The organism is Stenotrophomonas acidaminiphila (genome assembly GCF_014109845.1).
Taxonomy (GTDB): domain Bacteria; phylum Pseudomonadota; class Gammaproteobacteria; order Xanthomonadales; family Xanthomonadaceae; genus Stenotrophomonas; species Stenotrophomonas acidaminiphila.
Genome location: NZ_CP043567.1, coordinates 2,998,107 through 3,023,216 on the forward strand (window position 1 = coordinate 2,998,107; position 25,110 = coordinate 3,023,216).

Genomic DNA, 25,110 nt, shown 5'->3' on the forward strand with positions numbered 1-25,110 from the left:
CAGGAAGCCCCTGCATGGCCACCGAAGTCAAAGCCCCGGTACTGCCCGAATCCGTCGCTGACGGCACCATCGCCACCTGGCACAAGAAGGTCGGCGACGCCGTCAAGCGCGACGAAAACCTGCTTGACCTGGAAACCGACAAGGTCGTACTCGAGGTCCCGTCGCCGGTCGATGGCGTGATCAAGGAGATCAAGTTCGCCGAAGGCGCCACCGTGACCAGCAGCCAGGTCGTGGCGATCATCGAGGAAGGCGCGGTTGCCGCCGCTCCGGCCCCGGCTGCCGCCGAGGCACCGAAGGCTGCGGCTGCGGCCCCGGCCCCGGCTGCTGCCGCCGCCGCGCCGGCCCCGGCCGCCAAGTCGGCCGCCGACAGCCTGCCGCCGGGCGCCCGCTTCTCGGCCATCACCGAAGGCGTGAACCCGGCCGATGTCGCCGGCACCGGCCGCCATGGCGCGGTGACCAAGGAAGACATCGTCAACTTCGCCCGCAACGGCGGCGTCGGCAAGGCCGGTGGCGCGCGTCCGGAAGAACGCGTGCCGATGACCCGCATGCGCAAGCGCATCGCCGAGCGCCTGATGCAGTCCAAGGAATCCATCGCCATGCTGACTTCGTTCAACGAAGTCAACCTGGCCAAGGTCTCGGCCGCGCGCAAGGAACTGCAGGACGAGTTCCAGAAGGCCCATGGCATCAAGCTGGGCTTCATGAGCTTCTTCGTGAAGGCCGCTGCCAATGCGCTGCAGCGCTTCCCGCTGGTCAACGCCTCGGTCGACGGCGACGACATCATCTACCACGGCTATTCGGACATCTCCATCGCCGTGTCCACCGACAAGGGCCTGGTGACCCCGGTGCTGCGCAACGTCGAGCGCATGTCCTTCGCCGAGATCGAGCAGGGCATCGCCGACTACGCCAAGAAGGCGCGTGACGGCAAGCTGGCCCTGGACGACCTGCAGGGCGGCACCTTCACCGTCACCAACGGCGGCACCTTCGGCTCGCTGATGTCGACCCCGATCGTCAACCCGCCGCAGAGCGCCATCCTCGGCATGCACACGATCAAGGAGCGCCCGATCGCCGAGAACGGCCAGGTCGTGATCGCGCCGATGATGTACATCGCGCTGTCCTACGACCACCGCATCATCGACGGCAAGGACGCGGTGCAGTTCCTGGTGGACATCAAGAACCAGCTGGAAAACCCGGGCCGCATGCTGTTCGGTCTGTAAGACCCGCCGACCCCTCCCCCGGCGGAGGGGTCGGTCGCTCCGGGGCCGGCCCAGCGCCCGCCCCTTCCCCGGCGCCCCGCGCCACCGGCTTCGCCCCCGAGGCCGAAGGAAAGCACCAAGGAACCTCAAATGGCTGAACAATTCGACGTCGTCGTCATCGGTGCCGGCCCGGCCGGCTACCACGCCGCCATCCGCGCCGCCCAACTGGGCCTGAAGACCGCCTGCATCGACGCGGCGCTGGGCAAGGACGGCAAGCCGGCACTGGGCGGCACCTGCCTGCGCGTGGGCTGCATCCCGTCCAAGGCACTGCTGGATTCCTCGCGCCAGTACTGGAACATGGGCCACATCTTTGGCGACCACGGCATCAGCTTCAAGGACGCCAAGATGGACGTCGAGAAGATGGTCGGCCGCAAGGACGCCATCGTGAAGCAGTTCACCGGTGGCATCGCCCAGCTGTTCAAGGCCAACAAGGTCGCCGCCTACTACGGCTTCGGCCAGCTGCAGGCCGGCAACGTCGTCAAGGTCAAGCAGCATGACGGCACCGAGGTCGAGCTGAAGGGCACCAACGTCATCATCGCCGCCGGCTCGGACTCGATCGAACTGCCGTTCGCCAAGTTCGACGGCGAGACCATCGTCGACAACGTCGGCGCGCTGGATTTCACCGAAGTGCCGGGCCGCCTGGCGGTGATCGGCGCCGGCGTGATCGGCCTGGAACTGGGCAGCGTGTGGAAGCGCCTGGGCGCCGAAGTGACCATCCTCGAGGCGCTGCCGGAGTTCCTGGCCGCCGCCGATGCCGAAGTGGCCAAGGTCGCCGCACGCGAGTTCAAGAAGCAGGGCCTGGACATCAAGCTCGGCGCCAAGGTCAGCAAGACCGACGTGACCGGCAAGGGCAAGAAGAAGGAAGTGGTGGTCACCTACACCGACGGTGAAGGCGAGAAGACCCTGACCGTGGACAAGCTGCTGGTGGCCGTGGGCCGCCGCGCCGCGACCAAGGGCCTGCTGGCCGATGGCACCGGCGTGCAGGTCAACGAGCGCGGCCAGATCGTGGTCGACGAGCACTGCCACACCGGCGTCGACGGCGTCTGGGCGGTCGGCGACTGCGTGCGCGGCCCGATGCTGGCGCACAAGGGCTTCGAGGAAGGCATCGCGGTTGCCGAGCTGATCGCCGGCCTGCCGGGCCATGTCAATTTCGACACCATCCCGTGGGTCATCTACACCGAGCCGGAACTGGCCTGGGTCGGCAAGACCGAAGCCCAGCTCAAGGCCGAGGGCATCCCGTACAAGGCCGGCAGCTTCCCGTTCGCCGCCAACGGCCGTGCCGTGGCGATGATCGAGCCGGCCGGCTTCGTCAAGGTGCTGGCCCATGCCGAAACCGACCGCGTGCTGGGCATGCACCTGGTCGGCGCCAATGTCTCCGAACTGGTGCACGAGGGCGTGCTGACCATGGAGTTCAGCGGCTCGGCCGATGACCTGGCCCGCATCTGCCACGCCCACCCGTCGCTGTCGGAAGTGATCCACGACGCGGCGATGGCGGTCAGCAAGCGCGCCATCCACAAGGCCAACTGAGCGACACCGGCCTGACCGAGAAGGCTCCGCCCCGGCGGAGCCTTCTTGCTTTTGCATTCCCCAGATCGCGCCCTGTCCATCTACGCGATCCGCACACCTCCCCGGCAGGAACCTCCATGAAATCCATCTGCGTCTACTGCGGCTCCAACCCCGGCGCCAATCCCCTGTACATCGAGCGCGCCACCGCACTGGGCACGCGCATCGCCCATGAAGGCCTGCGCCTGATCTACGGTGGCGGCCGCACCGGGCTGATGGGCGCGGTGGCCGATGGCGTACTGGCCGCCGGCGGCGAGGTCACCGGCGTGATCCCGCAGCACCTGGTGGACATGGAAGTCGCGCACCAGGGCGTGACCACGCTGGAAATCGTCGGCTCCATGCACGAGCGCAAATCGCGCATGTTCGACCTGTCCGATGCCTTCGTCGCCCTGCCCGGCGGCTTCGGCACCGCGGAAGAGATCTTCGAGATGCTGACCTGGCGCCAGCTCGGCATCGGCAAGAAGCCCTGCGCCTTCCTCGACGTCGACGGCTTCTACGCGCAGCTGATCGGCATGATCGACCACATGGTGGAAGAACGCTTCCTGCACCCCGAGCAGCGCCAGGACCTGTGGTACGGCGAGGATGCCGGGCAGATGCTGGCATGGATGCGCGCGTACTCGCCGGCGCAGGCGGAGAAGTGGTTCGACGAAAAACTGCGCGCAGCGTTGCGGTAAGCCCACTGGCACGACGTTGCGGCAGGTCCACTGGCGCGTGGCGACGCGGTGGACTTCGCTGGCGCCTCCTTCCCTGCCTGGCGCGGTTCGACGAAAAACTGCGCGCAGCGTTGCGGTAAGCCCACTGGCGCGTGGCGACGCGGTGGACTTCGCTGGCGCCTCCTTCCCTGCCTGGCGCGGTTCGACGAAAAACTGCGCGCAGCGTTGCGGTAAGCCCACTGGCACGACGTTGCGGCAAGCCCACTGGCGCGTGGCGACGCGGTGGACTTCGCTGGCGCCTCCTTCCCTGCCTGGCGCGGTTCGACGAAAGACTGCGCGCAGCGTTGCGGTAAGTCCACTGTCACGTGGCGACGCGGCCGGCATCAACGGCGCCTCGCTTCCAGCAGGGCGCGGTTGGACGAGAAACTGCGCGCTGCGTTGCGGCAAGCCCATTGGCGCGCAGCGACGCGGCAGGCTTCGCCCGCGCCTGGTTCCATCCGTGGCGCGGCATCCGCCACGCGACGACGCAGCGGCTCACGCTGTCTTGTGCAGCGTCACCTCGCGCGGCATCGGGTGGCCCAGCAGATAGCCCTGGCCGAAATTGCAGCCCATCTCGAACAGGGTGCGCAGCTGGCGCTCGTCCTCCACGCCCTCGCCGATGGTCTCGATGCCGAGGGTCCGCGCCAGCGACACCACGCCCTCGACCAGCGCCTGCGTGCTCTTGCCGTTGTCGGCATGCAGCCCGGCCACGAAGCTGCGGTCGATCTTCAGCGCACTGATCGGGAACCGGTGCAGGTAGGACAGCGCCGAATAGCCGGTGCCGAAATCGTCCAGCTGCACCACGATACCGCGCTCGCGCAGCTGGTAGAGCGTGCGCAGCGTGCGCGGGGCATCCTCCAGCAGCGCCATCTCGGTGATTTCCACCCGCAGCCGGCCCGGGTCGGCGGCGGCCGCATCCAGCAGCCCGAGCAGGCGCGCGGCGAACTCGGACGAACGGAAGTGGCGCGGCGAGACATTCACCGAAACGTAGCCCGAGGCGGTACCGGCCAGGTCGCGCACCACCTGCTCGTAGATCAGCCAGTCCACCTGTTCGATCAGGCCGCTTTCCTCGCCCAGCGAGATGAACTCGCCCGGCAGCAGCAGCCCCCTGCCCTCGTGCTGCCAGCGCAGCAGCGCCTCGTGGCCGACCACGCTGCCGTCGGCCAGCGACACGATGGGCTGGTAGAACGGCAGGAAATCGTTGTTGATGATGGCCCGGCGCAGGTCCGCTTCCAGCTCCAGGCTCTGCAGCGACTGCTCGCGCATGGCCTCGTCGAACAGCATGCAGCGGTCCTGGCCCATGCCCTTGGCCCGGTACATCGCGGCATCGGCGTCACGCAGCAGTTCGGCGCCGGACGTGTAGCGCGGGCTCCACAGTGCAATGCCGATGCTGCCGGAAGGAAACAGTTCGCGCCCGTCGACCCACATCGAATGTTCCAGCGAGCGCAACAGCCGGCGGCCCACCTCCATCGCGCTCTTGGCGCCGTCGCAGCGCACCAGCAGCGCGAACTCGTCGCCACCCAGGCGCGCCACCACGTCGTCGCTGCGCAGCATGCCGACCAGGCGCTGCGCCACCTCCACCAGCATGCGGTCGCCGGCGGCGTGGCCAATGCTGTCGTTGACCCACTTGAAGCGGTCCAGGTCGAGGAACAGCAGCGCGAACAACGGGCCCATGCCCAGTTGCGCGTGCTCGATGGCTTCTTCCAGCTTTTCCAGCAACTGCAGGCGGTTCGGCAGGCCGGTCAGCACGTCGTGCATCGCCAGGTGGGTCAGGCGCTGCTCCACGCGCATGCGTTCGCCGATCTGCGCCAGCAGCTTCTGGTTGACCTCGCCCAGTTCGCGGGTGCGCTCGGCCACGCGCCGCTCCAGTTCGGCATGCGCCTGCAGCAGGCGGTTGCGGTCGCGCTGCCGCGCCAGGCTGTTGCCGATGTTGCGCGCCACGAACGCCAGCAGCCGCTGGTCGTGCGCGGTGAAGCTGACCTGCGGGCTGTAGCTCTGCACCGCGATCACGCCCACCACTTCGTCGTCGCTGAACAGCGGAACACCCAGCCAGCACTGCGACTTGGCGCCGAACTCGCGCACCTCGCCGCGCGCGATCAGCTGGTCGATCTCCGCCCGCGTCGCCAGCAGCGGCTGGCCGCTGCGGATGGTGTACTCGGTCAGGCCGCCGCTGAACGCGCGCGAGGCGCGCACCCGGTTGAACTCGTCCACCGAATAGACGAAATCCAGCCCGTCGCCCTGCTCGTTGACCAGCGCGATGTAGAAATTGCTCGCGTCCAGCAGGCCGCCGATCACCCGGTGCACTTCGGCATGGAACACCGCCTGGCTGCCACCGCTCATCGCCAGTTCGGAAACATTGAACAGCGCCGCCTGCAGCGCCTCGGCGCGCCGCCGCTCCTGGATCTCCTCCTGCAGGCTGGCATTGGCCCGTTCCAGTTCCAGCGTGCGCCGCTGCACGTGCTGCTCCAACTGCACATGCGCCTGGCGCCGGTCCATCGCGGTCAGGATGTGCTTGGCCACGAAATTGAGCACCGCCCGGTCCTCGTCGCCGTACTGCACGCCGCTCTCGTAGCTCTGCACCACGATCGCGCCGCACACGGTACCGTCGCGCCACATCGGCACGCCCAGCCAGTCGGCGCTGTCCGGGCCGCTATGCACCGAATGCTGCCGGTCCAGCACCTGCAGCAGCTCGCGCGAGGGGCCATGCATCGTCTTGCCCAGGCGCAGCACCGCGAAGGTCAGGCTGTCCTGCATTTCCTCGAAGCGGAAACGCCGCTCCGGATGCGGCGCGAAGTTGTCCAGGTTGTCCGCGAAGTACAGGAAACGCAGGCTGCTCTGGTGCTCGTCGCATTCGACGATGTAGCAGTTGTCCGCATACATCAGCGTGCACAGGATGCGATGGAACTGGGCCAGCATCTGCGGCATTTCCAGGTCGCTGCCGGCCAGGTCGGCGATCTCGAACAGGGCCCGCTGCAGGCGCTTGGCGCGCTCGAGCTGTTCGATCTGCACGCCCTGCCGCAACGACACCAGCACCGCCGCGACCAGGGCGTGCGCGGTACCCAGCCAGGCCTGTCGCTGCGCATCGGAGAAGCTGGCGTCGATCTCGGCCAGCACCACGATGCGGGCACCGTCGTCACCGTCGGTCCAGCGTTCCACCAGCGGCTGCCGCAGGCCGCCCGGCAACGGCGCGCCGGCCAGCAGCCCGCGCACGGCCCCGCGCAATCCATCCGCTCCCGGGCTGACGCAATCGCCCTGCCCGAGCACCGCGTCGTCCCAGGCCAACGCCACGGCGCTGCCCTGTGGCAGCAGGCCATGCAGCGTCGCCACCACGCGGTTGGTGGGCGAATCGGTGTCCACGCGGCCGTTGCCGGCATGCACGTCGAGTTGGCTGTGGGACATGATCTCCATGCGTGTTCCGGGTTCCGGCACTCCGGAACTCCCCTGTCGCAGCATAATGCCGCAACCCCCGCCTCCGGTGCGCCCGCATCGGGATTGGCTGAACCCGCCCCGCCCCCTGCCCGGCGGCGACTAGGCAGTGGCGCGGCGAGCGCTTAGGCTGGGGCGCGTGGATACCGCCCTGCAAGCCCCGACCGACGAAGCGCTGATGCTGGCCTACGCCGAAGGCGACGGCGAAGCCTTCGCCGAGCTGTATGCGCGCCATCGCGCGCGGCTGTTCCACTACCTGCTGGGCCAGCTGCGCGACCGCTCGCTGGCCGAGGAATTGTTCCAGGACGTGTGGCAGCGGATGATCCTGGCCCGCTCGCGCTGGAAGCCGGAGGCGAGCTTCGCCACCTGGCTGTTCCGCATCGCCCACAACCGCCTGAACGACCACTGGCGCGCGGCGCGGCACCGGCCCGCCGCCCCGGACGATGCCGACCAGCGCACCGCGCGCCTGGCCGACGCCTGCACCCCGGAACTGCTGGCCGACGAGCAGGACGAGCGGCTGCGGCTGCGCCAGGCCATGGCCGAATTGCCGCAGGAGCAGCAGGAAGTCCTGATCCTGCGCCTGGAGCAGGAACTGAGCCTGGAGGAGATCGGGCAGATCACCGGCGTGGGCCGGGAAACCGTCAAGTCGCGGCTGCGCTATGCGATGGACAAGCTGCGCGCGAGGTTGAGCGAATGAACACGTCCGAACCCCTGACTCCCGAAGAGCGCGAACTGGCACGGCTGCTGGGCCGTCCCGCCGCAGGCATCGCGCCGTCGGCGCGGATCGATGCGGCCATCGCCGCGCTCGCGCGCGAACCCGCCGCATCCGCGCCGGCCCCGCGCCCCTCCGCGCCACCGGCCATGTTCAGCGCCGGCGGCCCGACACGGCGCGGCTGGCGCCGCGGACTGGTGTCGTCGCTGGCCGTCGCCGCCTCGCTGGTGCTGGTTGTCGGCCTGGCCTGGCAGTTGCGGCCCGCGCCGCCAGCGCTGCCCGCGGCCACGCTGCCAGCCCCAACGGCCGCCGCGGATGCGCGCGACGCGGCCGCACCGGCGGCGTCGATGCCCGCGCCAGCGCCCTTCATCCCCGCGCCCGGGGTGGCGGCAGCACCCGCGCGCCCCCCCGCCGACACCCCCGCACGGAAACCGGCAGCGCCCTCCCGGGCCGCACCTTCACCGGTGCGCGTGCCGGTCGCACCCGCGCCGCCTCCGCCGGCAGCGGCGACCGCGCCGGAACCGGCCGCATCCACCTACGCGCTGGAACCGGCTCCGGTTGCCGCGGAGAAGGCAGCGGCGCAGCCGGAGATGCGTCTGCGCGCCGCCCCGGCGGCCGCACCCGCCGATGCACCGGTGCGCACCTCCGCCCCGGCGCTGCGCGAGCAGGCCCGGGTCGCGGTCGTGCCGGCGGCACCGGCCGCTGTCGACGCGGACGCGGACGCGCGGCTTCCGCGCCGGCAATGGCTGGAGCGCATCCGCGCGCGTCGTGCAGAGGGCGACCTGGACGGCGCACGTGCCAGCCTGGAGCGCTTCGTGCAGACCTACCCGGAAGCCCGCATCCCGCGCGATCTGCGGCCGCTGCTGGGCAACTGAGCGGCGCCGGGCCGGCGGCCGCGGCGACCGCGCCTGGCCAGGGCGGCAAACCATCGGCCAGCGGCCTAGAATGGGGACGATGCCCGATACCCTCGCCGCGCCCGCCAGCCACCTGCTGGAGATCAAGCACAGCCGTTTTCTTGCCCAGGCCACGCCGATCGGCAACGCGGCCGATGCGCTGTCCTTCGTCGCCGCGGTCTCGGTGGCCGATGCCACCCACAACTGCTGGGCATACCGCTGCGGCAACGAGTACCGCTCCAGCGACGACGGCGAGCCGGCCGGCACCGCCGGTCGCCCGATCCTGGCCGCGATCGACGGCCAGGGCTATGACCGCGTCGCGGTGGTGGTGACCCGCTGGTACGGCGGCATCAAGCTCGGCGCCGGCGGCCTGGTGCGCGCCTACGGTGGCACCGCGGCCGAATGCCTGCGGCTGGCGCCGCGCCTGCCGCTGGTGGCGATGTGCCGGTTGCGGCTGGCCTGCCCGTTCGACGAACTCGGCACCGTGTACACGCAACTGGCCACGCACGCGGCGGACAAGCTGGGCGAGGCATTCGACGAGCACGGCGCGCAACTGGCCATCGAACTGCCCGCCGAGCGCGTGGACGGCTTGAAAACCCACCTGCGCGACGCCACCCGTGACAGGGTGCGCTGGCTCGACGCCGGCGGCTGATGCCGGCACCGCCCTTTCCCTTCCCACTGCCACGCCCATGACCGATACCGCCGTCGCTCCCTCTTCTTCCGCCAAGGCACGGCTGGGCACGCTGCGGGCGTTGTGGCCGTTCGTGCGCCGCCACATGGGGCTGTTCACCGCCTGGCTGGTGGCACTGGCGGTGGCCTCGGTGGCCACGCTGAGTTTCCCGGTCGCGTTCCGGCGCATGATCGACGACGGCTTCAGCAACGGCAGCAACATCGACCAGGTGTTCCTGCTGGTGTTCGCGGTGGTGGTGGTGCTGGCCGTGGCGAGCGCCGCGCGCTTTTTCTTCGTATCGCTGCTGGGCGAGAAGGTGGTGGCCGACCTGCGGCGCCAGCTCTACGCGCACCTGATCGCGCTGGACGCGCAGTTCCACGACCGCAACCGCAGCGGCGAACTGGTCTCGCGGTTGTCGGCCGACAGCGAACTGCTGCGCAGCGTGGTCGGCAGCAGCATGTCGGTGGCGCTGCGCAGCACCGTCACCGTGGTCGGCAGCCTGGCGATGCTGTTCGTCACCAGTCCGCGACTGGCCGCCTTCACCCTGGTCGGCATTCCACTGGCGGTGCTGCCGATCATCTTCGGCGCGCGCCGGCTGGAGAAGGCCTCGCGCGCCAGCCAGGACCGCGTCGCCGATGCCAACAACCTCGCCAGCGAGACCCTCGGCGCGGTCCGTACCGTGCAGGCGCACGCGCGCGAAGGCTACGAGACCGGCCGCTTCGCCGACGCGGTGGCGGTGGCGGTGGCCACCGCGCGCGGGCGTATCCGCACCCAGTCGCTGGTCACCGCCATCGTCATCACCCTGGTGTTCGGCGCGGTGGTGCTGGTGCTGTGGTCCGGCGCGCACGACGTGATCGCCGGGCGCATCAGCAAGGGCGAACTGGGCCAGTTCGTGTTCTATGCGCTGATCGGCGGCGGCTCGGTCGGCGCGCTCGCCGAGGTCTGGAACGAACTGCAGCGCGCCGCCGGCGGCATGGGCCGCATCGCCGAGCTGCTGCAGGAACGCCCCGGCGTGCACGCGCCGGCCGCGCCGCTGGCGCTGCCCACGCCGTTGCGCGGCGACATCCGCTTCCAGGACGTGGTCTTCCACTACCCGCAGCGCCCCGGGCACCCGGCGCTGGATGGCTTCACCCTGCACGTACGGCCGGGCGAGACCGTGGCCCTGGTCGGCCCCTCGGGCGCCGGCAAGAGCACGGTGCTGTCGCTGCTGCTGCGCTTCCACGACCCCGAGGCGGGGACCATCAGCATCGACGGCATCGACCTGCGCCAGGCCGAACCGGCGGCGCTGCGCGAACGCATCGCGCTGGTGCCGCAGCAACCGGCCCTGTTCGCCTCCAGTGCCGCCGAGAACATCCGCTACGGACGCCTGCAGGCCAGCGACGAGGAGGTGTACGCCGCCGCCCGCGCCGCCGAGGCCGACGACTTCATCCGTGCCCTGCCCGAGGGCTATGCCAGCGAACTGGGCGAGCGCGGCGCGCGCCTGTCCGGCGGCCAGCAGCAGCGCATCGCCATCGCCCGCGCGCTGCTCAAGGACGCGCCGATCCTGCTGCTGGACGAAGCCACCAGCGCGCTGGACGCGCAGAGCGAGCGCGCGGTGCAGCAGGCGCTGGAACGGCTGATGGCCGGCCGCACCACGCTGGTGATCGCGCATCGCCTGGCCACCGTGCTCAAGGCCGACCGCATCGTGGTGATGGACCATGGCCGCATCGTGGCGCAGGGCACCCACGAGCAGCTGCTGCGCGAGGGCGGCCTGTACGCCGAGCTGGCGCGGCTGCAGTTCATCGACTGACGACGCCGCGCTAACGCGCGCCGATGCAGGCTGGCCCGGACGTACCGGGTTGCATGCCACGCAGGAGGTTGCCGATGTCGTTCCGCCAGTTCCCCGCCACCGACAGCAACGGCGAGAGCCGCATCATCATCGAGTTCGTTCCCGAGCCCGGAAGCGCCGGCAACGGCGATACCACGCCGCGTTATGAACTGGACGATGGCCGCCACCTGCGGCGCAACGCGCGCGAATTCGTCACCTTCGACGGACAGGTGCGGCTGCACATCTGAACAGCCGGCGGCAGCGACCCGCGCGCGACTGCCGCCCGCACGCCAGCCTTGCCGCCGTACCCGCTGGCATCGCCACCGCTGCGCGCATCCGCCTGGCCAATAATTGACCAGCCATCTTGACAGCCTTGTGCCGCAACGGCTGCCGGCGTTCATCCACAGGCTTGTGCGCAGGTCATCCACACCCGCTGTGGATGAATGCGCATGGCGACGACGGCCATGCCGGCGCGCGCGCATTCGTGGTCCGCGCGGCCACATCCGATGCCATCGCCGCGACGCGGGCGATGCCCGGTCAATATTTCGCCATCCATCTTGACAGCCTTGCGCCGCAAGGGCTGCCGGCGTTCATCCACAGGCTTGTGCGCAGGTCATCCACACCCGCTGTGGATGACGCCGGCTCAGCGATCCAGTACCCGGCCGATGCCGCTGTGGTCGATTTCGCGCGCGGCCGCTTCCAGCACTTCCGGCGCATAGCGCTGGGCAAAGCCCATGCGGAAATGCACTTCGCCGCCGGGCGTACGCGAGGAGTGGATCGAGGACAGGCTGATGCCATGCCGTTCGAATACATGCAGCAGCTCGCGCAGCGAACCGGCTCGATCCTCGGGCAGGTGCACGCTCATCGCGCGCGTGTCGGTCAGGTCGGCCAGCAGGTAGCCCAGGCGCTCGAAGCTGTAGTTGCCATCGCGCAGCGCCTGCTCGCCCACCGCCTGGCGGTTGTCGTCGAGGAACTGCCTGCGGAAGGCCGCCCGCGCCGCGTCGCTGCCATCGGCCAGCTGCGCGCGCAGTTGCTGCAGCTGCTCCAGCAGGCGATCGAGCACCTCTCCCGCGTGCGGATTGCCGAACTGGATGTCCTCGTAGATCGCCGGGTTGAGCGACAGGATGCGCGAGATCACCGCCGCATCCAGCTCGAAGGCGGTCGAGCGGTACGGCATCAGTGCCTGCAGTTCGCCAAGCAGCGGCGCGTAACCGCGCAGTACGCCGGCCTGGGCCAGGTGGCTGGCATGCACCAGCGCCTGCACCAGCGCCATCACCCGGTCGTGGTGCTCGGGCGTGGCCGGCACGCATTCGGCCTCCAGCGCGGCATACAGGCGTTGCAGCCACGGTTGCCAGTGCGGCTGCACGCGTGCCTCGCAGACCACCATCACCCGGCCCTTGAGCGTGGGCGCCTTGGGCGGCGCGGTCATCGGATGCAACCCGGCCACGGACGCCTGCGACCGCAGCATCGCCGCCATCGGCGCGCTCTTGATCGAGGTCACGTCCAGCCACAGCCTGCCGCGTTCGCGCCCATCCGAACGCCGCGCGTACGCGTCGATCAGGGCCGGCGTATGCCGGATCGGCGCCGAGAACAACAGCACGTCGGCGCGCTCGAGCAGTTGTTCCGGCGTCTGCGAAGCGGCGTCGACCGGATCATGGCCGATCACCTCCAGCCCCATGCGCGACTGGAAGAACCCCCGCAGCCAGCGGCCATAGGCGCCACCGCTGCCGACGATGCCGACGACCGGCGCCTGCACTGCGCTCACGCCAGCCGCTCGGCGCGGAAGCGGTGCGGCGTGCCCAGCGCCGCCGGCGCCGCCGCCAATACGTCGAACTCCTCCACGCCATGCGCCAGCGTCGCCTCCAGCGCGGCATGCACGCCGGCGATCGCGCGCCCCACCGCATCCTCGAAGCGATGGCCCTTGAGCAGGAACGCCACCAGCAGCGACATCAGCACGTCACCGGTGCCGGCCACGTCCACCGGCAGGTGCGGCGATGCCCAGCGCCAGACTTCCTCGCGGCCGATCGCCAGCGTCACCAGTTCGCCCGGCACCCCGGACACCGAATGCGCGATCACCCACTGCGGGCCGCGCTCGAGCAGCACGCGCGAAGCGGCGATGGCATCGTCCTGCTGCAGCGCCGGCATGCCGGTCAGGCGCCCCAGCTCGAAGGCATTGGGCGTGACCAGCCAGGCGTGCGGCAGCAGCCGCTCGGCGAAGATGCGCTCCAGCCCCGGCTCGACATAGGGGCCGGTGTGGGTATCGCCGATCACCGGGTCCAGGCAGTAGCGCAGGCCCGGGCAGGACGGCAGCACCGTGTCCAGCCAGTCGGCGAACGCCGCGCCGTTGGCCACGCTGCCGAAATAACCGGACACCAGCGCACCGGCGCGCTGCGGCAGGCCGCGCTCGCTGGCCCCCTGCAGCAGTTCGGCGAACCAGTCCGCCGGCAGCACGCGGCCGCGCAGCGTCGCATAGAACGGCGCGTTGCTGAGCAGGGTGGTGGGAATCTCCGCCACGCGCAGGCCCAGCGCGCGCAGCGGCGGCACTGCCGCGCTGTTGCCGGCATGGCCGTAGACCAGCTGCGACTGTACGGAAATCACGTCCACCGGCGAGGGCCCGTCCGGGCGTTGCCGGCGACCGTGCACGAGATGGCTGTGGTCGACGTCGTTCATCGCCGCATTCTACGCCTGCGCAAACGGCGGCCGGCGGCATGGATGCGCACGCAACCAAATACCGGAAACGACGAAGCCGCAGCGGACTGCGGCTTCGTGATCGCATTGCATCGATCGCGCCGGGTCAGGACGAGGTCATGCGGTCCCAGAAGCCCTTCACGCCATCCAGGAAGGTGGCCGACTTGGGCGAATGCTTGCGCGCCTCCTCGCCGCCGAAGGTGGCCTCGAACTGCTCCAGCAGCCGGCGCTGCTCGGCGGTCAGGTTGACCGGCGTTTCCACCACGATGCGGCAGTACAGGTCGCCCTCGGTACGGCTGCGCACCGAGCGGACGCCCTTGCCGCGCAGGCGGAACAGCTTGCCGGTCTGGGTCTCGGCGGGAATGCGGATCTCCGCCTCGCCGCCCAGCGTGGCCACGCGCACGGCGTCGCCCAGCGCCGCCTGCGAAATGCGGATCGGCACCTCGCAGTGCAGGTCGTCGCCATCGCGGGTGAAGATCGCATGCTCGCGCACGCGCACTTCCACGTACAGGTCGCCCGGCGGGGTACCGGCCGGGCCGGCCTCGCCCTCGCCCTGCAGGCGGATGCGGTCGCCGGTATCGACGCCGGCAGGCACCTTGACCGACAGCACCTTGTCTTCCTCGACGCGGCCGTTGCCATGGCACGTCCTGCACGGGCGGGCGACGATCTGGCCGCGGCCGCCGCAGTTGTGGCAGGCCTGCTGCATGGCGAATATCCCGCGCTGCATGCGGACCTGGCCGCGGCCGCCGCAGACGTTGCAGGTCTCGACCTTGCCGTCCTCGGAGCCGCTGCCATCGCAGTCGCCGCATTCGACCAGGGTCGGGATCTCGATGCGGCGCTCCACGCCGGCCACCGCCTCTTCCAGGTCCAGTTCCATCACGTAGCCGACGTCGGCGCCGCGACGGGCCTGGCGGGCGCCGCCGCCGCCCCCGAAGATGTTGCCGAAGATGTCGCCGAAGATGTCGCCCATGTCCGGGCCGCCGGGGCCGCCACCCATGCCGCCCATGCCGTGTTCGAACGCGGCGTGGCCGTGGGCGTCGTACATGCGCCGCTTGTTGCCGTCGGACAGGACCTCGTAGGCCTCCTTGCACTCCTTGAAGGCGGCCTCGGCCGCGGCATCGCCCGGATTGCGGTCCGGGTGGTGCTTCATCGCGCAGCGACGGTAGGCCTTCTTCAGCTCCTCGTCGCCGGCGTCGCGGGAGACACCCAGTACTTCGTAGTAATCGCGCTTGCTCATGCTTTACCTCTCCCTCCCCCTCCAGGGGAGGGCTGCGGCGGGGGTTCGTTGATGCGACAAGGGCCCGGGACCGCGATGCGTTCCCGAACCCTCACCCCAACCCCTCTCCGCGCACGGAGAGGGGCACTGGACGTCAGGACTTCTTGTCGTCCTTGACCTCGGTGAACTCGGCATCGACCACGTCGTCGTTCGGCGTGCCCGTGGCGCCGGCACCCTGCGACGGGGCGCCCTGCTCGCCGGCCGAAGCGGCGGCGTACAGCGACTGGCCGGCTTCCTCCAGCGCCTTGGAACGCGCCTCGATCTGCGCCTTGTCGTCGCCCTTCATCGCGGTTTCCAGGTCGGCCAGGGCCGCTTCCACCTTGCCGATGACATCGCCGCCGACCTTGCTGCCGTGCTCGGTGATGGCGCTGCGGGTGGCGTGGATCAGGCCGTCGGCCTGGTTGCGCGCCTGCACCAGTTCCTGGAACTTCTTGTCTTCCTCGCGGTGCGCCTCGGCGTCGGCGACCATGCGGTTGATCTCGTCCTCGGACAGGCCCGAGCCGGCCTTGATCTCGACCTTCTGCTCCTTGTTGGTCTTCTTGTCCTTGGCCGAGACGTGCAGGATGCCGTTGGCGTCGATGTCGAAGGACACCTCGACCTGCGGCAGGCCGCGCGGCGCCGGCTCGATGCCGGTCAGGTCGAACTTGGCCAGCGACTTGTTGTAGCGGGCCTGTTCGCGCTCGCCCTGCAGCACGTGCACGGTCACCGCCGACTGGTTGTCCTCGGCGGTGGAGAACACCTGCGAGGCCTTGGTCGGGATGGTGGTGTTCTTCTCGATGATCTTGGTGAACACGCCGCCCAGGGTCTCGATGCCCAGCGACAGCGGGGTCACGTCCAGCAGCAGCACGTCCTTGACGTCGCCGCCCAGCACGCCGCCCTGGATCGCGGCGCCCAGCGCCACGGCCTCGTCCGGGTTGACGTCCTTGCGCGGCTCCTTGCCGAAGAACTCGCTGACCGCCTGCTGCACCTTCGGCATGCGGGTCTGGCCACCGACCAGGATCACTTCGTTGATGTCGCTCGAACGCAGGCCGGCATCGTTCAGCGCGGTGCGGCACGGCTCGATCGACTTCTTGATCAGGTCTTCCACCAGCGCTTCGAGCTTGGCGCGGGTCAGCTTGATGTTCAGGTGCTTCGGACCGGACGCGTCGGCGGTGACGTAGGGCAGGTTGACCTCGGTCTGCTGCGCGCTGGACAGCTCGATCTTGGCGCGCTCGGCCGCGTCCTTCAGGCGCTGCAGCGCCAGCGGGTCCTTGCGCAGGTCGATGCCCTGGTCCTTGTTGAACTCGTCCACCAGGTACTCGATGACGCGGTTGTCGAAGTCCTCGCCGCCGAGGAAGGTGTCGCCGTTGGTGGCCAGCACTTCGAACTGCTTCTCGCCGTCGACGTTGGCGATCTCGATGATCGACACGTCGAAGGTGCCGCCGCCCAGGTCGTAGACGACGATCTTGCGGTCCTTGTTGTCGCCCTTGTCCAGGCCATAGGCCAGGGCCGCGGCGGTCGGCTCGTTGATGATGCGCTTGACGTCCAGGCCGGCGATGCGGCCGGCGTCCTTGGTCGCCTGGCGCTGGCTGTCGTTGAAGTACGCCGGAACGGTGATGACCGCCTCGGTGACCTTCTCGCCCAGGAAGTCCTCGGCGGTCTTCTTCATCTTCTCCAGCACCTTGGCCGAGATTTCCTGCGGCGCCATCTTGCGGCCGTCGCTGGTCTGCACCCAGGCGTCGCCGTTGTCATGGGCCAGGATGCCGTACGGCACGTGGGCGATGTCCTTCTGCACCTCGCCGTCGGTGAACTTGCGGCCGATCAGGCGCTTCACCGCATAGAAGGTGTTCTTCGGATTGGTGACGGCCTGGCGCTTGGCCGAGGCACCCACCAGCACTTCGCCGTCCTTGGTGTAGGCGACGATGGAAGGCGTGGTGCGGTCGCCTTCCGAGTTCTCGATGACGCGGGCCTTGCCGCCGTCCATGATCGCCACGCACGAGTTGGTGGTGCCGAGGTCGATACCAATGATCTTGCCCATGGGGGACTCCTGAGGATTCGTGTGCCGGCAGCCGCCGGGTATGAACGGGATGTGGGGGATGGCCGGATGACATTCAAGCCACCCCCGGAACGCTGTTTGCCGCCGGCCGCCCGCGTTAAGGCAGCGGCCAGCCAGCCGGGGTCAGTCGACCCGGGCCACCACCACCAGCGCCGGCCGCAGCAGGCGCTCGTTGAGCAGGTAGCCCTTCTGGAACACGGTGACCACCGCGCCCGGGGCCGTCCCGGCCGGGGCATCGACCTGGCTGATGGCCTGGTGGTGCTCCGGATTGAAGGCCTGGCCCACCGGGTCGAGCAGGGTCAGGCCGTTGTCGGCAGCGACCTTGAGCAGTTGCTTGTAGGTCAGCTCCAGCCCTTCGCGCAGCGGGCTGGGTTCGCTGCCGGCGGCGGCCAGCCCGGCGTCCAGGCTGTCGAACACGGGCAGCAGTTCGCCCAGCAGCTTCTCGTTGGCGAACTTGCGCGCCTGCTCGATATCACGCGCCACGCGCCTGCGCTGGTTTTCCAGGTCGGCGCGCTCGCGCAGCGACTCGCCCTTGAGCTGCTCGATCTCGGCGCGCAGCGCCTGGACCTGCGCGTCCTGCGCCCCGGCCATGCCGTCGGCGCTGTTGTCGGTCTCGAATTCGGGGTGGTCTTGGTTCATTTCCGGTTCCCTGGCGGTCGTTCTGCCGCCTGCCTGCTCACCCGTATGTGGGCTGCCCCCCGGGTTTCAAGGCTGCGGCTCATCCGGTGCGACCGGCGCGCATTAATGTGACGCCCGGAACGCCCTTTCCGGATTGACCCGCAGCATGCACATGCTAGTTTTGCGCGGCCACACACACTGCCGACCATGCTCAGACATCTCTCGATCAAGGATTTCGCCGTTGTCCGCGCCACCGAACTGGAGTTCGGGCCAGGCATGACCGTGGTTTCCGGCGAAACCGGCGCCGGCAAATCGCTGATGGTCGATGCCCTGGGCTTCCTGTCCGGGCTGCGCGCCGACAGCGGCGTGGTCCGCCACGGCGCCAGCCGGGCCGAGCTTTCGGCCGAGTTCGACCTCGACGACCAGGCCCCTGCCCGCCGCTGGCTGCGGGACAACGAGCTCGACGACGAGGAACAGTGCCAGCTGCGCCGGGTGATCCGCGCCGATGGCGGCTCGCGCGCCTTCATCAACGGCCGCCCGGTGCCGGTGTCGCAGTTGGCCGAGCTGGCCGCTTTCCTGGTCGAGATCCATGGCCAGCACGAGCAGCAGGCGCTGCTGTCGCGCCCCAGCCAGCTGGCCCTGCTCGATGCCTATGCCCGCAACGACGCCGAGCGCGCCGCGGTACGCGCCGCCAGCAGCCGCTGGCAGGCGCTGATCGACGAGCGCGACGCGCTGTCGCAGCAGGGCGACGTCTCCGACCGCATCGCCTTCCTGGAACACCAGCTCGGCGAGCTGCAGCGCGAGGAACTGGAGCCGGCGGCGGTGGCCGCGCTGGCCGCCAGCCACCGCCGCCAGGCGCATTCCACCGCGCTGATCGACGCCTGCCAGTACGCCGGCGCCGCGCTCAACGGCGATGACGGCCCATCCCTGCTCGGCCTGCTGCAGCAGGTACGGCACGAGCTGTCGCGGGTCAGCCAGCACGACCCGCGGCTGGGCGAGATCGACGGCATGCTCGACGCCGCCGGCATCCAGCTGCACGAAGCCCTGGCCCAGCTGGACCGGGTCCAGGACGACCTGGACAGCGACCCGGAAGCGTTCGAGGACATCGAGCGCCGGCTTGGCCGCCTGCACGACCTGGCGCGCAAGCACCGGGTGTCGATGGAGGAGCTGGCGGCCACCCGCGAGCGCATCGCCGGGGAACTGGAACAACTGCGGGGCGCCGACGCCCGGCTGTCGCAGCTGGCGGGCGAGATCGACAAGGCCGCCGCGCACTGGCAGGCGCAGGCCGCCCTGCTTACCGCCAGCCGCGCCACCGCGGCCAGGTCGCTGTCGGACACCACCACCGCGCTGATCGGCGAACTGGGCATGGGCGGCGGCCAGTTCCTGATCGAACTGGAGCCCCAGCCGCAGCTGCGCCCGGACCCGAATGGCGCCGAACGGCTCGAGTTCCTGGTCGCCGCCAACGCCGGGCAGCCCCCCAGGGCGCTGCGCAAGGTCGCCTCCGGCGGCGAGCTGTCGCGCATATCGCTGGCCATCGAGGTGGCGGCACTGGGCCTGGATGCCGTGCCGACCATGGTGTTCGACGAGGTCGACTCGGGCATCGGCGGTGCCGTGGCCGACATCGTCGGCAAGAAACTGCGCGCCCTGGGCGAGCGCCGCCAGGTGCTGTGCGTGACCCACCTGCCGCAGGTCGCCTCCAAGGGCCACGCCCATTACCGGGTCAGCAAGGCCCCGGTGGAGGGCATGACCCAGAGCGCGGTGGAACTGCTCGACGCCAAGGGCCGCGAGGAAGAACTGGCGCGCATGCTCGGCGGCGCCGAAGTCAGCAGGGAAGCCCGCGCCGCGGCCCGCAAACTGCTGGCCGAGGCCTGAGCCCCCTCGCGCGGGCTGGCCGCACGCGTGGGGCCAGCCGGGCGCCATGCCCCGGCGCCGGCGAATGCCGCCGGGGCCCCGCCCGCCGCGCCCTTCCCCCGGCCCTGGCGGCGGAAAGGCGTGAAGCCCCCTGGAAACGACAACACCGGCGCAAGGCCGGTGTCTTCACGCATGCAGGCGGTGCGGGCGGCTCAGCGCCGCTTCTTGCGCACGTACAGCACCAGCGAGTGCTCTTCCAGCTCGTAGCCGTGCTCGGCCGCGATCCTTTTCTGCAGTTCCTCGATCTCGCGGCTCTCGAATTCGATGATCTTGCCGGTGTCCACGTCGACCATGTGGTCGTGGTGACCGCCACGGTCCAGTTCGTAGACCGCCTGCCCACCTTCGAAATTGTGCTTGAGTACCAGGCCGGCCGCCTCGAACTGGGTCAGCACGCGGTACACCGTCGCCAGGCCGATCTCGTCGCCGCAGTCGAGCAGCTGCCGGTAGATGTCCTCGGCGGTCAGGTGGTGGTGGGGGGTATTCTGCTCGAGCAGCGCAAGGATGCGCATCCGCGGATGCGTCACCTTGAGGCCGACTTTGCGCAGGTCGTTGGATTCCATGGCCATCGTGTTCATTGGCGGTTTGACGCCAGTTGCCTCCGGTCAGATCGCGCTGGGTGCCGGGGAGTGTATCATCGCCGGGATTTCCTCATTCGCCCGTCCCAATGCGCAACCTCCTGCTGATCGCCGTTGTCGCCCTGTCCACCACCGGCTGCGGCATCATCTACAAGCAGCCCATCTACCAGGGCAACCTGCTTCAAGAAAAGTCCGTCGCGCAACTGCAGGCGGGCCAGAGCAAGCAGCAGGTCAATGCGCTGCTGGGAACGCCGTCCATCCCCGACCCGTTCCATGCGCAGCGCTGGGATTACACCTCCAGCCAGCGCGTGAACCGCCTGGGCAAGACCGAGGTGAAGAACTTCACCGTGTTCTTCGAGAACGACCGCGTCACCCGCTGGGAAGGCGACTACTTCCCCAATCAGGACGGGGAACTGGCGAAGCGCAGCGTGCGCCAGTTCGGCCCCAACCTGAACCGCGACAAGAAGAAGCGCGGCGGCCGCTGATTCCAGGCGCCACGCATCGCATCAATCGCCGCCGCGTGCCCGCCGGCGGCGATTCTCTTTGGGGTCGGCCAGCAGTGGCCTGAGCAGTTCGACGCGGTCGCCGTCGTGCAGCACCTGTTGCGGCCGTGCCAACACGCCATGCACCGCCATGGCCACGGATTCAGCAGTGGCATCCAGCGCCGCCGCCGCCACCGCATCGGCGACCGTGCTCCCTTCCGGCAGCACCAGCTCCCGCCGCAGGCAGCGCTCCGGCCAGGCCAGCACCACCTCCACACGCATGCCTCAGTCCCCCTGCTCGGCCACGCGCACGAAGTCATTGACCATGCGGTCGGCCAGCCCCTGGAAGCCCAGTGCCAGCGCCGGCCCGAGCAGGCGCGAGGTCGGCTCGAACTCCAGCTCCAGGCTCACCTTGCAGGCGGCGTCGGACAATGGCTGGAACTGCCAGCGGCCATGCAGGCGCTTGAACGGGCCGTCCTTCAACTGCATGTCGATGCTGCCCGGGCGCTGCAGCGTGTTCTCGGTCATGAACCAGGTGCGGAACGACCCCAGCCCCAGATCCAGGCGGGCCACCAGGCGCTCCGGGCCCGATTCCAGGATCTGCGCCGCTTCGCACCAGCGGAAACGCCGCGGATAGGCGGCAACGTCGTTGACCAGGTCGAACATGCGCTCGGCCGACTGTTCGACCAGGGCGCTGCGGCGGATGATAGGCATGCGGGATACGGACGGATGTTCGGAACGCCTCCGAATCGGAGACAATACGGAAATGAGCAAGAAACCCGGTAAGGATAAAGCAAAGAACGCGCAGGCCGACAAAACCATCGCGCTGAACAAGCGCGCGCGCCATGAATACCACCTGGAGGAGCGTTTCGAGGCCGGGCTGGTGCTGCAGGGCTGGGAGATCAAGGCCATCCGCGCCGGGCGCGGCAACATGACCGACGCCTACGCCTACGTGAAGGACGGCGAGATCTTCCTGATCGGCGCGCAGATCACGCCATTGATCCAGGCATCCACCCATACCATCCCGGAGGACCGGCGCCAGCGCAAGCTGCTGCTGCACCGGCGCGAGATCGACAAGCTCATCGGGCGGGTGGAGCGCGACGGCTACACCCTGGTACCGACCGCGATGTACTGGAGCAAGAACCGGATCAAGCTGGAAATCGCACTGGCCAAGGGCAAGCAGGCCCATGACAAGCGCGATGCGGCCAAGGACCGCGACTGGGCCCGCGAGAAGCAGCGCGCGCTGCGTGCCCACAACCGCAATGCCTGAGTGAGGCGGCGGCCGCTGGCTCCGCCATGAAACCGGTAAAACCGGGAGCGCGGCAAAACCTGCGGGTGGAGTCGAATTTTCCACTCCCCCCGCGGACGCCGGTGGCCTCGGGCAATCCGACGCGGCCCCCGGTTCTTCCCCGGCAAAAAAAACGACCGTGCCATGCCGGCACGGTCGTGGCGATACCGGAGGGAGGGAGAGAGCAACCGGTAACGTAACCTGGTGGAAATCAGTAGGCCGCGGCCGGCAACGGCTGCGCCAACGCCGCCGCGATGGCATCGCAGTCAGTGGGTACCGCGACGCCGCGCGCACGCGCCATGGCCAGTTCCGTGCGTGCGGCGTCCATGTCGCGGCGGAACTGCGGATCGGCATGCAGGCGCGCGACCACCGCCGACCCCATGAAGCGCCCTGACAGCACATCGCTGTGCCAATGCGCGTTGCACACCAGCCGGCTCTCGCCGTAGCGGCGGCCGCGGGCGAGGATGGCATCGCCCCGGTCCGGGGCCAGCTCGGCCAGGATCAGCGCCCAGGCCCAGCCGATGGCGGCGTGGCCGGAAGGATACGAGCCATTGCGCGCCAGCCCGGCCTGTTCGTCCGGCGTGCAGGTCGGATCGCCGTTGACCACGAATGGCCGCTGGCGGTCATAGCGGTGCTTGGCGGCATCGCTGGCCACCGCCGCGTCGGTGAGGGTACGTCGCAGCAGGCCGTACAGGCCGGGTGTGGTGGCCTGGTCGACGCTGCTGCCGATCGCGCAGGCGAAGACCGAGGCAGCCTCGGGAAAGCGCAGGTTGGCGTCGGCGGCGGCCTGCCGCCAGCGCGGCGTGCCACGCAGCGCGCGCGCCTGGTTGACCTGCTCGTCCAGCGCGAACGCCGCCGATCCGGGCGCCGGCGGCGGTGGCAGCAGGGCGATGCTGTCGGGCAGTTGTCCCGGCTCCAGGTAACCGCGGGCGATGCCGGGGCGGAGCTCGGCCACCGGCTCGCGCGCGGCCGGCGTGGCACAGGCGCTGGCCAGCAGGCACAGGCCGGTGGCGAGCAGGCGCGGGAGCCGCGGGCGCATTGCCATCATGGCCGGCTCAGGCAAGTTCGTCGGCAATGCGCTGGCGCAGCGCCTGCAGGTCCTTGGCGAAAGCGTCGATGCCGGTGGCCAGCTTCTCGGTGGCCATCGGGTCGGCGGCCATGTCGGCGTCGAACTTCGCCTGGTCGATCGGCGCGACGTCCACCGCTTCGGCGGCGCCCGGCACCAGCCTGCGCGGCAGCTCGCCCAGGTCGGCGTCGAGCTTTTCCAGCAGGTCCGGCGAGATGGTCAGGCGGTCGCAGCCGGCCAGCGCCTCGATCTGCGCGGTCGAGCGGAACGAGGCGCCCATCACCACCGTCGGCGAGCCGCGGCGCTTGAACTCGGCGTACACGCCGCGCACGAACCTCACGCCCGGGTCCTCGTCGATGCTGGCCGGCGCCTGGCCGTGGGCCACGTACCAGTCCAGGATGCGGCCGACGAACGGCGAGATCAGGAACGCGCCGGCTTCCGAACAGGCCAGCGCCTGGGTCGGGTTGAAGATCAGCGTCAGGTTGCAGTCGATGCCCTCGGCCTGCAGCACGCGGGTGGCTTCCACCCCGGCCCAGGTGGCGGCGATCTTGATCAGCACCTTGTCGCGCGGCACGCCGGCCGCTGCGTACATGGCGATGAACTGGCGCGCCTTGGCGATGGTCGCGGCGGTGTCGTGGGCCTGGTCGGCATCGACCTCGGTGGAGACGCGGCCCGGCACCAGCTCGGCCAGCATCGCGCCCACGCCGATGGTCAGGCGGTCGACCACGGCCCTGGCGACCTCGGCGCGGTCGCCGGCCTGGGCGCGGCCCCATTGCAGCTCGCGTTCGATCAGCCCGGCGTACACCGGCAGGTCCAGGGCCTTGCGCACCAGCGTCGGGTTGGTGGTGCAGTCGACCGGGCGCAGGCGCTTGATGGCGTCGTAGTCGCCGGTATCGGCGACCACGACGGACAGTCCGCGCAGCTGGGCGAGCTTGGATCGGGTCATTGCAGGTTCCAGGTCAGGGCGTGGCGCCGTCTTCGGCGACGCGGGCGAGGACCGAGGCGGTGTCCTGGTCGAATACCGGCGCGGCGAAGGGGTGCGGGCCCGGGGTGCGGCCGAACACGATGGGACGGGTGATGCCGCGGTAACTGCCCAGCACCGGGTGCGGCAGCGATGCGATCATCTCGCCGGCCTGCACCTGCGGGTGCTCGAACATGTCCTCGACCTTGCGCGCGGCCGCGCACGGCACGTCCTCGCCGAACAGCGCTTCCCATTCCAGCGCGCTGCGCGCGGCCAGCGCCGCGTGCAACCGCGCCAGCAGCTCGTCCGAGTGCGCGGCGCGCTTGCGCACGGTGTCGTAGCGCGGGTCGGCGGCCAGTTCCGGCAGTCCGGTCTTTTCGCACAGCGCCTGCCAGAAATGCGGCGTATTGGCCGAGATGTAGAGCCAGCCATCGGCGGTGGGATGGATGCCGGTGACACCCCCCGAGCGCATGTCGCGGCCGACCGCTTCCGGTTCGCCCTCGGCCCAGATCATCCGTGCCGACTGCATGGTCAGCGCGCTGCGCAGCAGCGACACGCCCACGTACTGGCCCTCGCCGCTGCGCTCGCGCTCGTACAGCGCCGAGGACACGCCCGCGGCCACCAGCGCGGCGGCGTAGTAGTCCACCACCGAGCCATACAGGATTTCCGGTGCGCCGCCGGGCTTGCCCTGCATCGCGCACATGCCGGTCATGGTCTGCAGCACCTGGTCGTAGCCGGCCTTGTCGCGCAGCGGGCCGGTCTCGCCGTAGCCGGTGACCGCGCAGTACACCAGCCGCGGGTTGAGCCGCTGCAGGCTGTCGAAGTCGATGCCCAGCCGCGCCGGCACGCCGGGGCGAAAGTTGTGCACCAGCACGTCGGCCTCGCGCACCAGCCGCATCAGCACCGCGCGCTGGTCGGGCTGCTTCAGGTCGAGCACCACGCCGCGCTTGGATCGGTTGACGCCGAGGAAGGCGCGGCTTTCCGCTTCCAGCGTGGATGGATACTTGCGCAGGTTGTCGCCGGCCGGCGGCTCCACCTTGATCACTTCCGCCCCCTGGTCGGCCAGCAGCGTGCAGCCATAGGGGCCGGCGATGTACGCGCTGAGATCGAGCACGCGCACGCCGCTCAGCGGGCCACTGGCGCCGTCGCGGCGGGCGATGTCGAAGGGTGACGGGCTGGGGCTTGCGGACATGG

At 69.8% G+C, this 25,110-nt stretch carries 23 protein-coding genes; 11 read left to right on the top strand and 12 right to left on the bottom strand.

Going from position 1 to position 25,110, the window contains the following annotated elements; genetic code table 11:
* Window positions 1–14 precede the first annotated feature (14 nt).
* The 3 genes from sucB (at window position 15) to F0P95_RS13680 (ending at window position 3,490) form a co-directional block, all read left to right on the top strand.
* A complete protein-coding gene (gene sucB / locus F0P95_RS13670) occupies window positions 15–1,214 on the top strand; it encodes a dihydrolipoyllysine-residue succinyltransferase (RefSeq protein ID WP_182334685.1) in 1,200 nt (399 codons plus the stop codon).
* A gap of 129 nt (window positions 1,215–1,343) precedes the next feature.
* On the top strand, window positions 1,344–2,780 hold the full coding sequence (lpdA, locus tag F0P95_RS13675; RefSeq protein ID WP_182334686.1) for a dihydrolipoyl dehydrogenase: 1,437 nt from the start codon (window positions 1,344–1,346) through the stop codon (window positions 2,778–2,780).
* Between the two features lie 116 nt (window positions 2,781–2,896).
* Complete coding sequence (locus F0P95_RS13680) at window positions 2,897–3,490, top strand: LOG family protein (protein ID WP_182334687.1); 594 nt, start codon at window positions 2,897–2,899, stop codon at window positions 3,488–3,490.
* Between the two features lie 513 nt (window positions 3,491–4,003).
* On the opposite strand, the gene F0P95_RS13685 is transcribed toward F0P95_RS13680, so the two are convergent.
* A complete protein-coding gene (locus F0P95_RS13685; RefSeq protein WP_182334688.1) occupies window positions 4,004–6,907 on the bottom strand; it encodes an EAL domain-containing protein in 2,904 nt (967 codons plus the stop codon).
* Window positions 6,908–7,112: 205 nt separating this feature from the next.
* Between F0P95_RS13685 and F0P95_RS13690 the strand changes: the two genes are divergently transcribed.
* The 5 genes from F0P95_RS13690 to F0P95_RS13710 all read left to right on the top strand — a co-directional run bounded on the left by F0P95_RS13690 (window position 7,113) and on the right by F0P95_RS13710 (window position 11,264).
* A complete protein-coding gene (locus F0P95_RS13690; protein ID WP_232529117.1) occupies window positions 7,113–7,631 on the top strand; it encodes an RNA polymerase sigma factor in 519 nt (172 codons plus the stop codon).
* Complete coding sequence (locus F0P95_RS13695; RefSeq protein ID WP_182334690.1) at window positions 7,628–8,521, top strand: hypothetical protein; 894 nt, start codon at window positions 7,628–7,630, stop codon at window positions 8,519–8,521. Before F0P95_RS13690 ends, F0P95_RS13695 begins: the two co-directional genes overlap by 4 nt.
* Window positions 8,522–8,600: 79 nt before the next feature.
* Window positions 8,601–9,191, top strand: coding sequence for an IMPACT family protein (locus F0P95_RS13700; RefSeq protein ID WP_182334691.1), 591 nt, complete (start codon window positions 8,601–8,603; stop codon window positions 9,189–9,191).
* Window positions 9,192–9,228: 37 nt separating this feature from the next.
* On the top strand, window positions 9,229–10,998 hold the full coding sequence (locus F0P95_RS13705; RefSeq protein WP_182334692.1) for an ABC transporter transmembrane domain-containing protein: 1,770 nt from the start codon (window positions 9,229–9,231) through the stop codon (window positions 10,996–10,998).
* 74 nt (window positions 10,999–11,072) lie between these two features.
* Window positions 11,073–11,264, top strand: a complete 192-nt coding sequence (locus F0P95_RS13710; RefSeq protein WP_182334693.1) for a hypothetical protein — start codon at window positions 11,073–11,075, stop codon at window positions 11,262–11,264.
* Between the two features lie 395 nt (window positions 11,265–11,659).
* Here the strand turns inward: F0P95_RS13710 and F0P95_RS13715 are convergent, their stop codons facing one another.
* The 5 genes from F0P95_RS13715 to grpE all read right to left on the bottom strand — a co-directional run bounded on the left by F0P95_RS13715 (window position 11,660) and on the right by grpE (window position 17,654).
* A complete protein-coding gene (locus F0P95_RS13715) occupies window positions 11,660–12,781 on the bottom strand; it encodes a prephenate dehydrogenase (RefSeq protein ID WP_182334694.1) in 1,122 nt (373 codons plus the stop codon).
* On the bottom strand, window positions 12,778–13,686 hold the full coding sequence (gene pdxY, locus F0P95_RS13720; protein ID WP_182334695.1) for a pyridoxal kinase: 909 nt from the start codon (window positions 13,684–13,686) through the stop codon (window positions 12,778–12,780). The genes F0P95_RS13715 and pdxY overlap by 4 nt, the downstream gene beginning before the upstream one ends.
* A 124-nt stretch (window positions 13,687–13,810) precedes the next feature.
* On the bottom strand, window positions 13,811–14,941 hold the full coding sequence (gene dnaJ / locus F0P95_RS13725; RefSeq protein ID WP_182334696.1) for a molecular chaperone DnaJ: 1,131 nt from the start codon (window positions 14,939–14,941) through the stop codon (window positions 13,811–13,813).
* Window positions 14,942–15,074: 133 nt separating this feature from the next.
* The gene (dnaK, locus tag F0P95_RS13730; protein ID WP_054666617.1) at window positions 15,075–16,997 is read right to left on the bottom strand and encodes a molecular chaperone DnaK; all 1,923 of its coding nucleotides are present in this window, start codon (window positions 16,995–16,997) and stop codon (window positions 15,075–15,077) included.
* Between the two features lie 141 nt (window positions 16,998–17,138).
* Window positions 17,139–17,654 carry a nucleotide exchange factor GrpE gene (gene grpE, locus F0P95_RS13735; RefSeq protein WP_182334697.1) on the bottom strand — a complete coding sequence of 172 codons (516 nt, stop codon included), beginning with the start codon at window positions 17,652–17,654 and terminating at the stop codon, window positions 17,139–17,141.
* A gap of 186 nt (window positions 17,655–17,840) precedes the next feature.
* On the opposite strand from grpE, the gene recN reads away from it, so the two are divergent.
* Entirely contained in the window at window positions 17,841–19,505 is a 1,665-nt protein-coding gene (gene recN, locus F0P95_RS13740) for a DNA repair protein RecN (RefSeq protein WP_182334698.1), read from the top strand.
* A gap of 191 nt (window positions 19,506–19,696) precedes the next feature.
* Here the strand turns inward: recN and fur are convergent, their stop codons facing one another.
* Complete coding sequence (gene fur, locus F0P95_RS13745) at window positions 19,697–20,104, bottom strand: ferric iron uptake transcriptional regulator (protein ID WP_054668708.1); 408 nt, start codon at window positions 20,102–20,104, stop codon at window positions 19,697–19,699.
* A gap of 104 nt (window positions 20,105–20,208) precedes the next feature.
* On the opposite strand from fur, the gene F0P95_RS13750 reads away from it, so the two are divergent.
* Complete coding sequence (locus tag F0P95_RS13750) at window positions 20,209–20,604, top strand: outer membrane protein assembly factor BamE (RefSeq protein ID WP_182334699.1); 396 nt, start codon at window positions 20,209–20,211, stop codon at window positions 20,602–20,604.
* 21 nt (window positions 20,605–20,625) lie between these two features.
* Here the strand turns inward: F0P95_RS13750 and F0P95_RS13755 are convergent, their stop codons facing one another.
* Both F0P95_RS13755 and F0P95_RS13760 read right to left on the bottom strand, forming a co-directional pair.
* Window positions 20,626–20,883: an RnfH family protein gene (locus tag F0P95_RS13755; RefSeq protein WP_182334700.1), complete on the bottom strand. Its 258-nt coding sequence runs from the start codon at window positions 20,881–20,883 to the stop codon at window positions 20,626–20,628.
* Window positions 20,884–20,886: 3 nt separating this feature from the next.
* Window positions 20,887–21,315, bottom strand: a complete 429-nt coding sequence (locus F0P95_RS13760; RefSeq protein ID WP_182334701.1) for a type II toxin-antitoxin system RatA family toxin — start codon at window positions 21,313–21,315, stop codon at window positions 20,887–20,889.
* A 52-nt stretch (window positions 21,316–21,367) separates the two neighbouring features.
* Between F0P95_RS13760 and smpB the strand changes: the two genes are divergently transcribed.
* Window positions 21,368–21,871, top strand: coding sequence for an SsrA-binding protein SmpB (gene smpB / locus F0P95_RS13765; protein ID WP_182334702.1), 504 nt, complete (start codon window positions 21,368–21,370; stop codon window positions 21,869–21,871).
* 229 nt (window positions 21,872–22,100) lie between these two features.
* On the opposite strand, the gene F0P95_RS13770 is transcribed toward smpB, so the two are convergent.
* From F0P95_RS13770 to F0P95_RS13780, 3 genes are read right to left on the bottom strand one after another with little or no spacing between them, the layout of a single operon-like run.
* Window positions 22,101–22,937, bottom strand: a complete 837-nt coding sequence (locus tag F0P95_RS13770) for an acid phosphatase (protein WP_182334703.1) — start codon at window positions 22,935–22,937, stop codon at window positions 22,101–22,103.
* Window positions 22,938–22,944: 7 nt separating this feature from the next.
* A complete protein-coding gene (locus F0P95_RS13775; protein ID WP_182334704.1) occupies window positions 22,945–23,901 on the bottom strand; it encodes a transaldolase in 957 nt (318 codons plus the stop codon).
* A gap of 13 nt (window positions 23,902–23,914) precedes the next feature.
* Window positions 23,915–25,108, bottom strand: coding sequence for a CaiB/BaiF CoA transferase family protein (locus tag F0P95_RS13780; RefSeq protein ID WP_182334705.1), 1,194 nt, complete (start codon window positions 25,106–25,108; stop codon window positions 23,915–23,917).
* Window positions 25,109–25,110 lie beyond the last annotated feature (2 nt).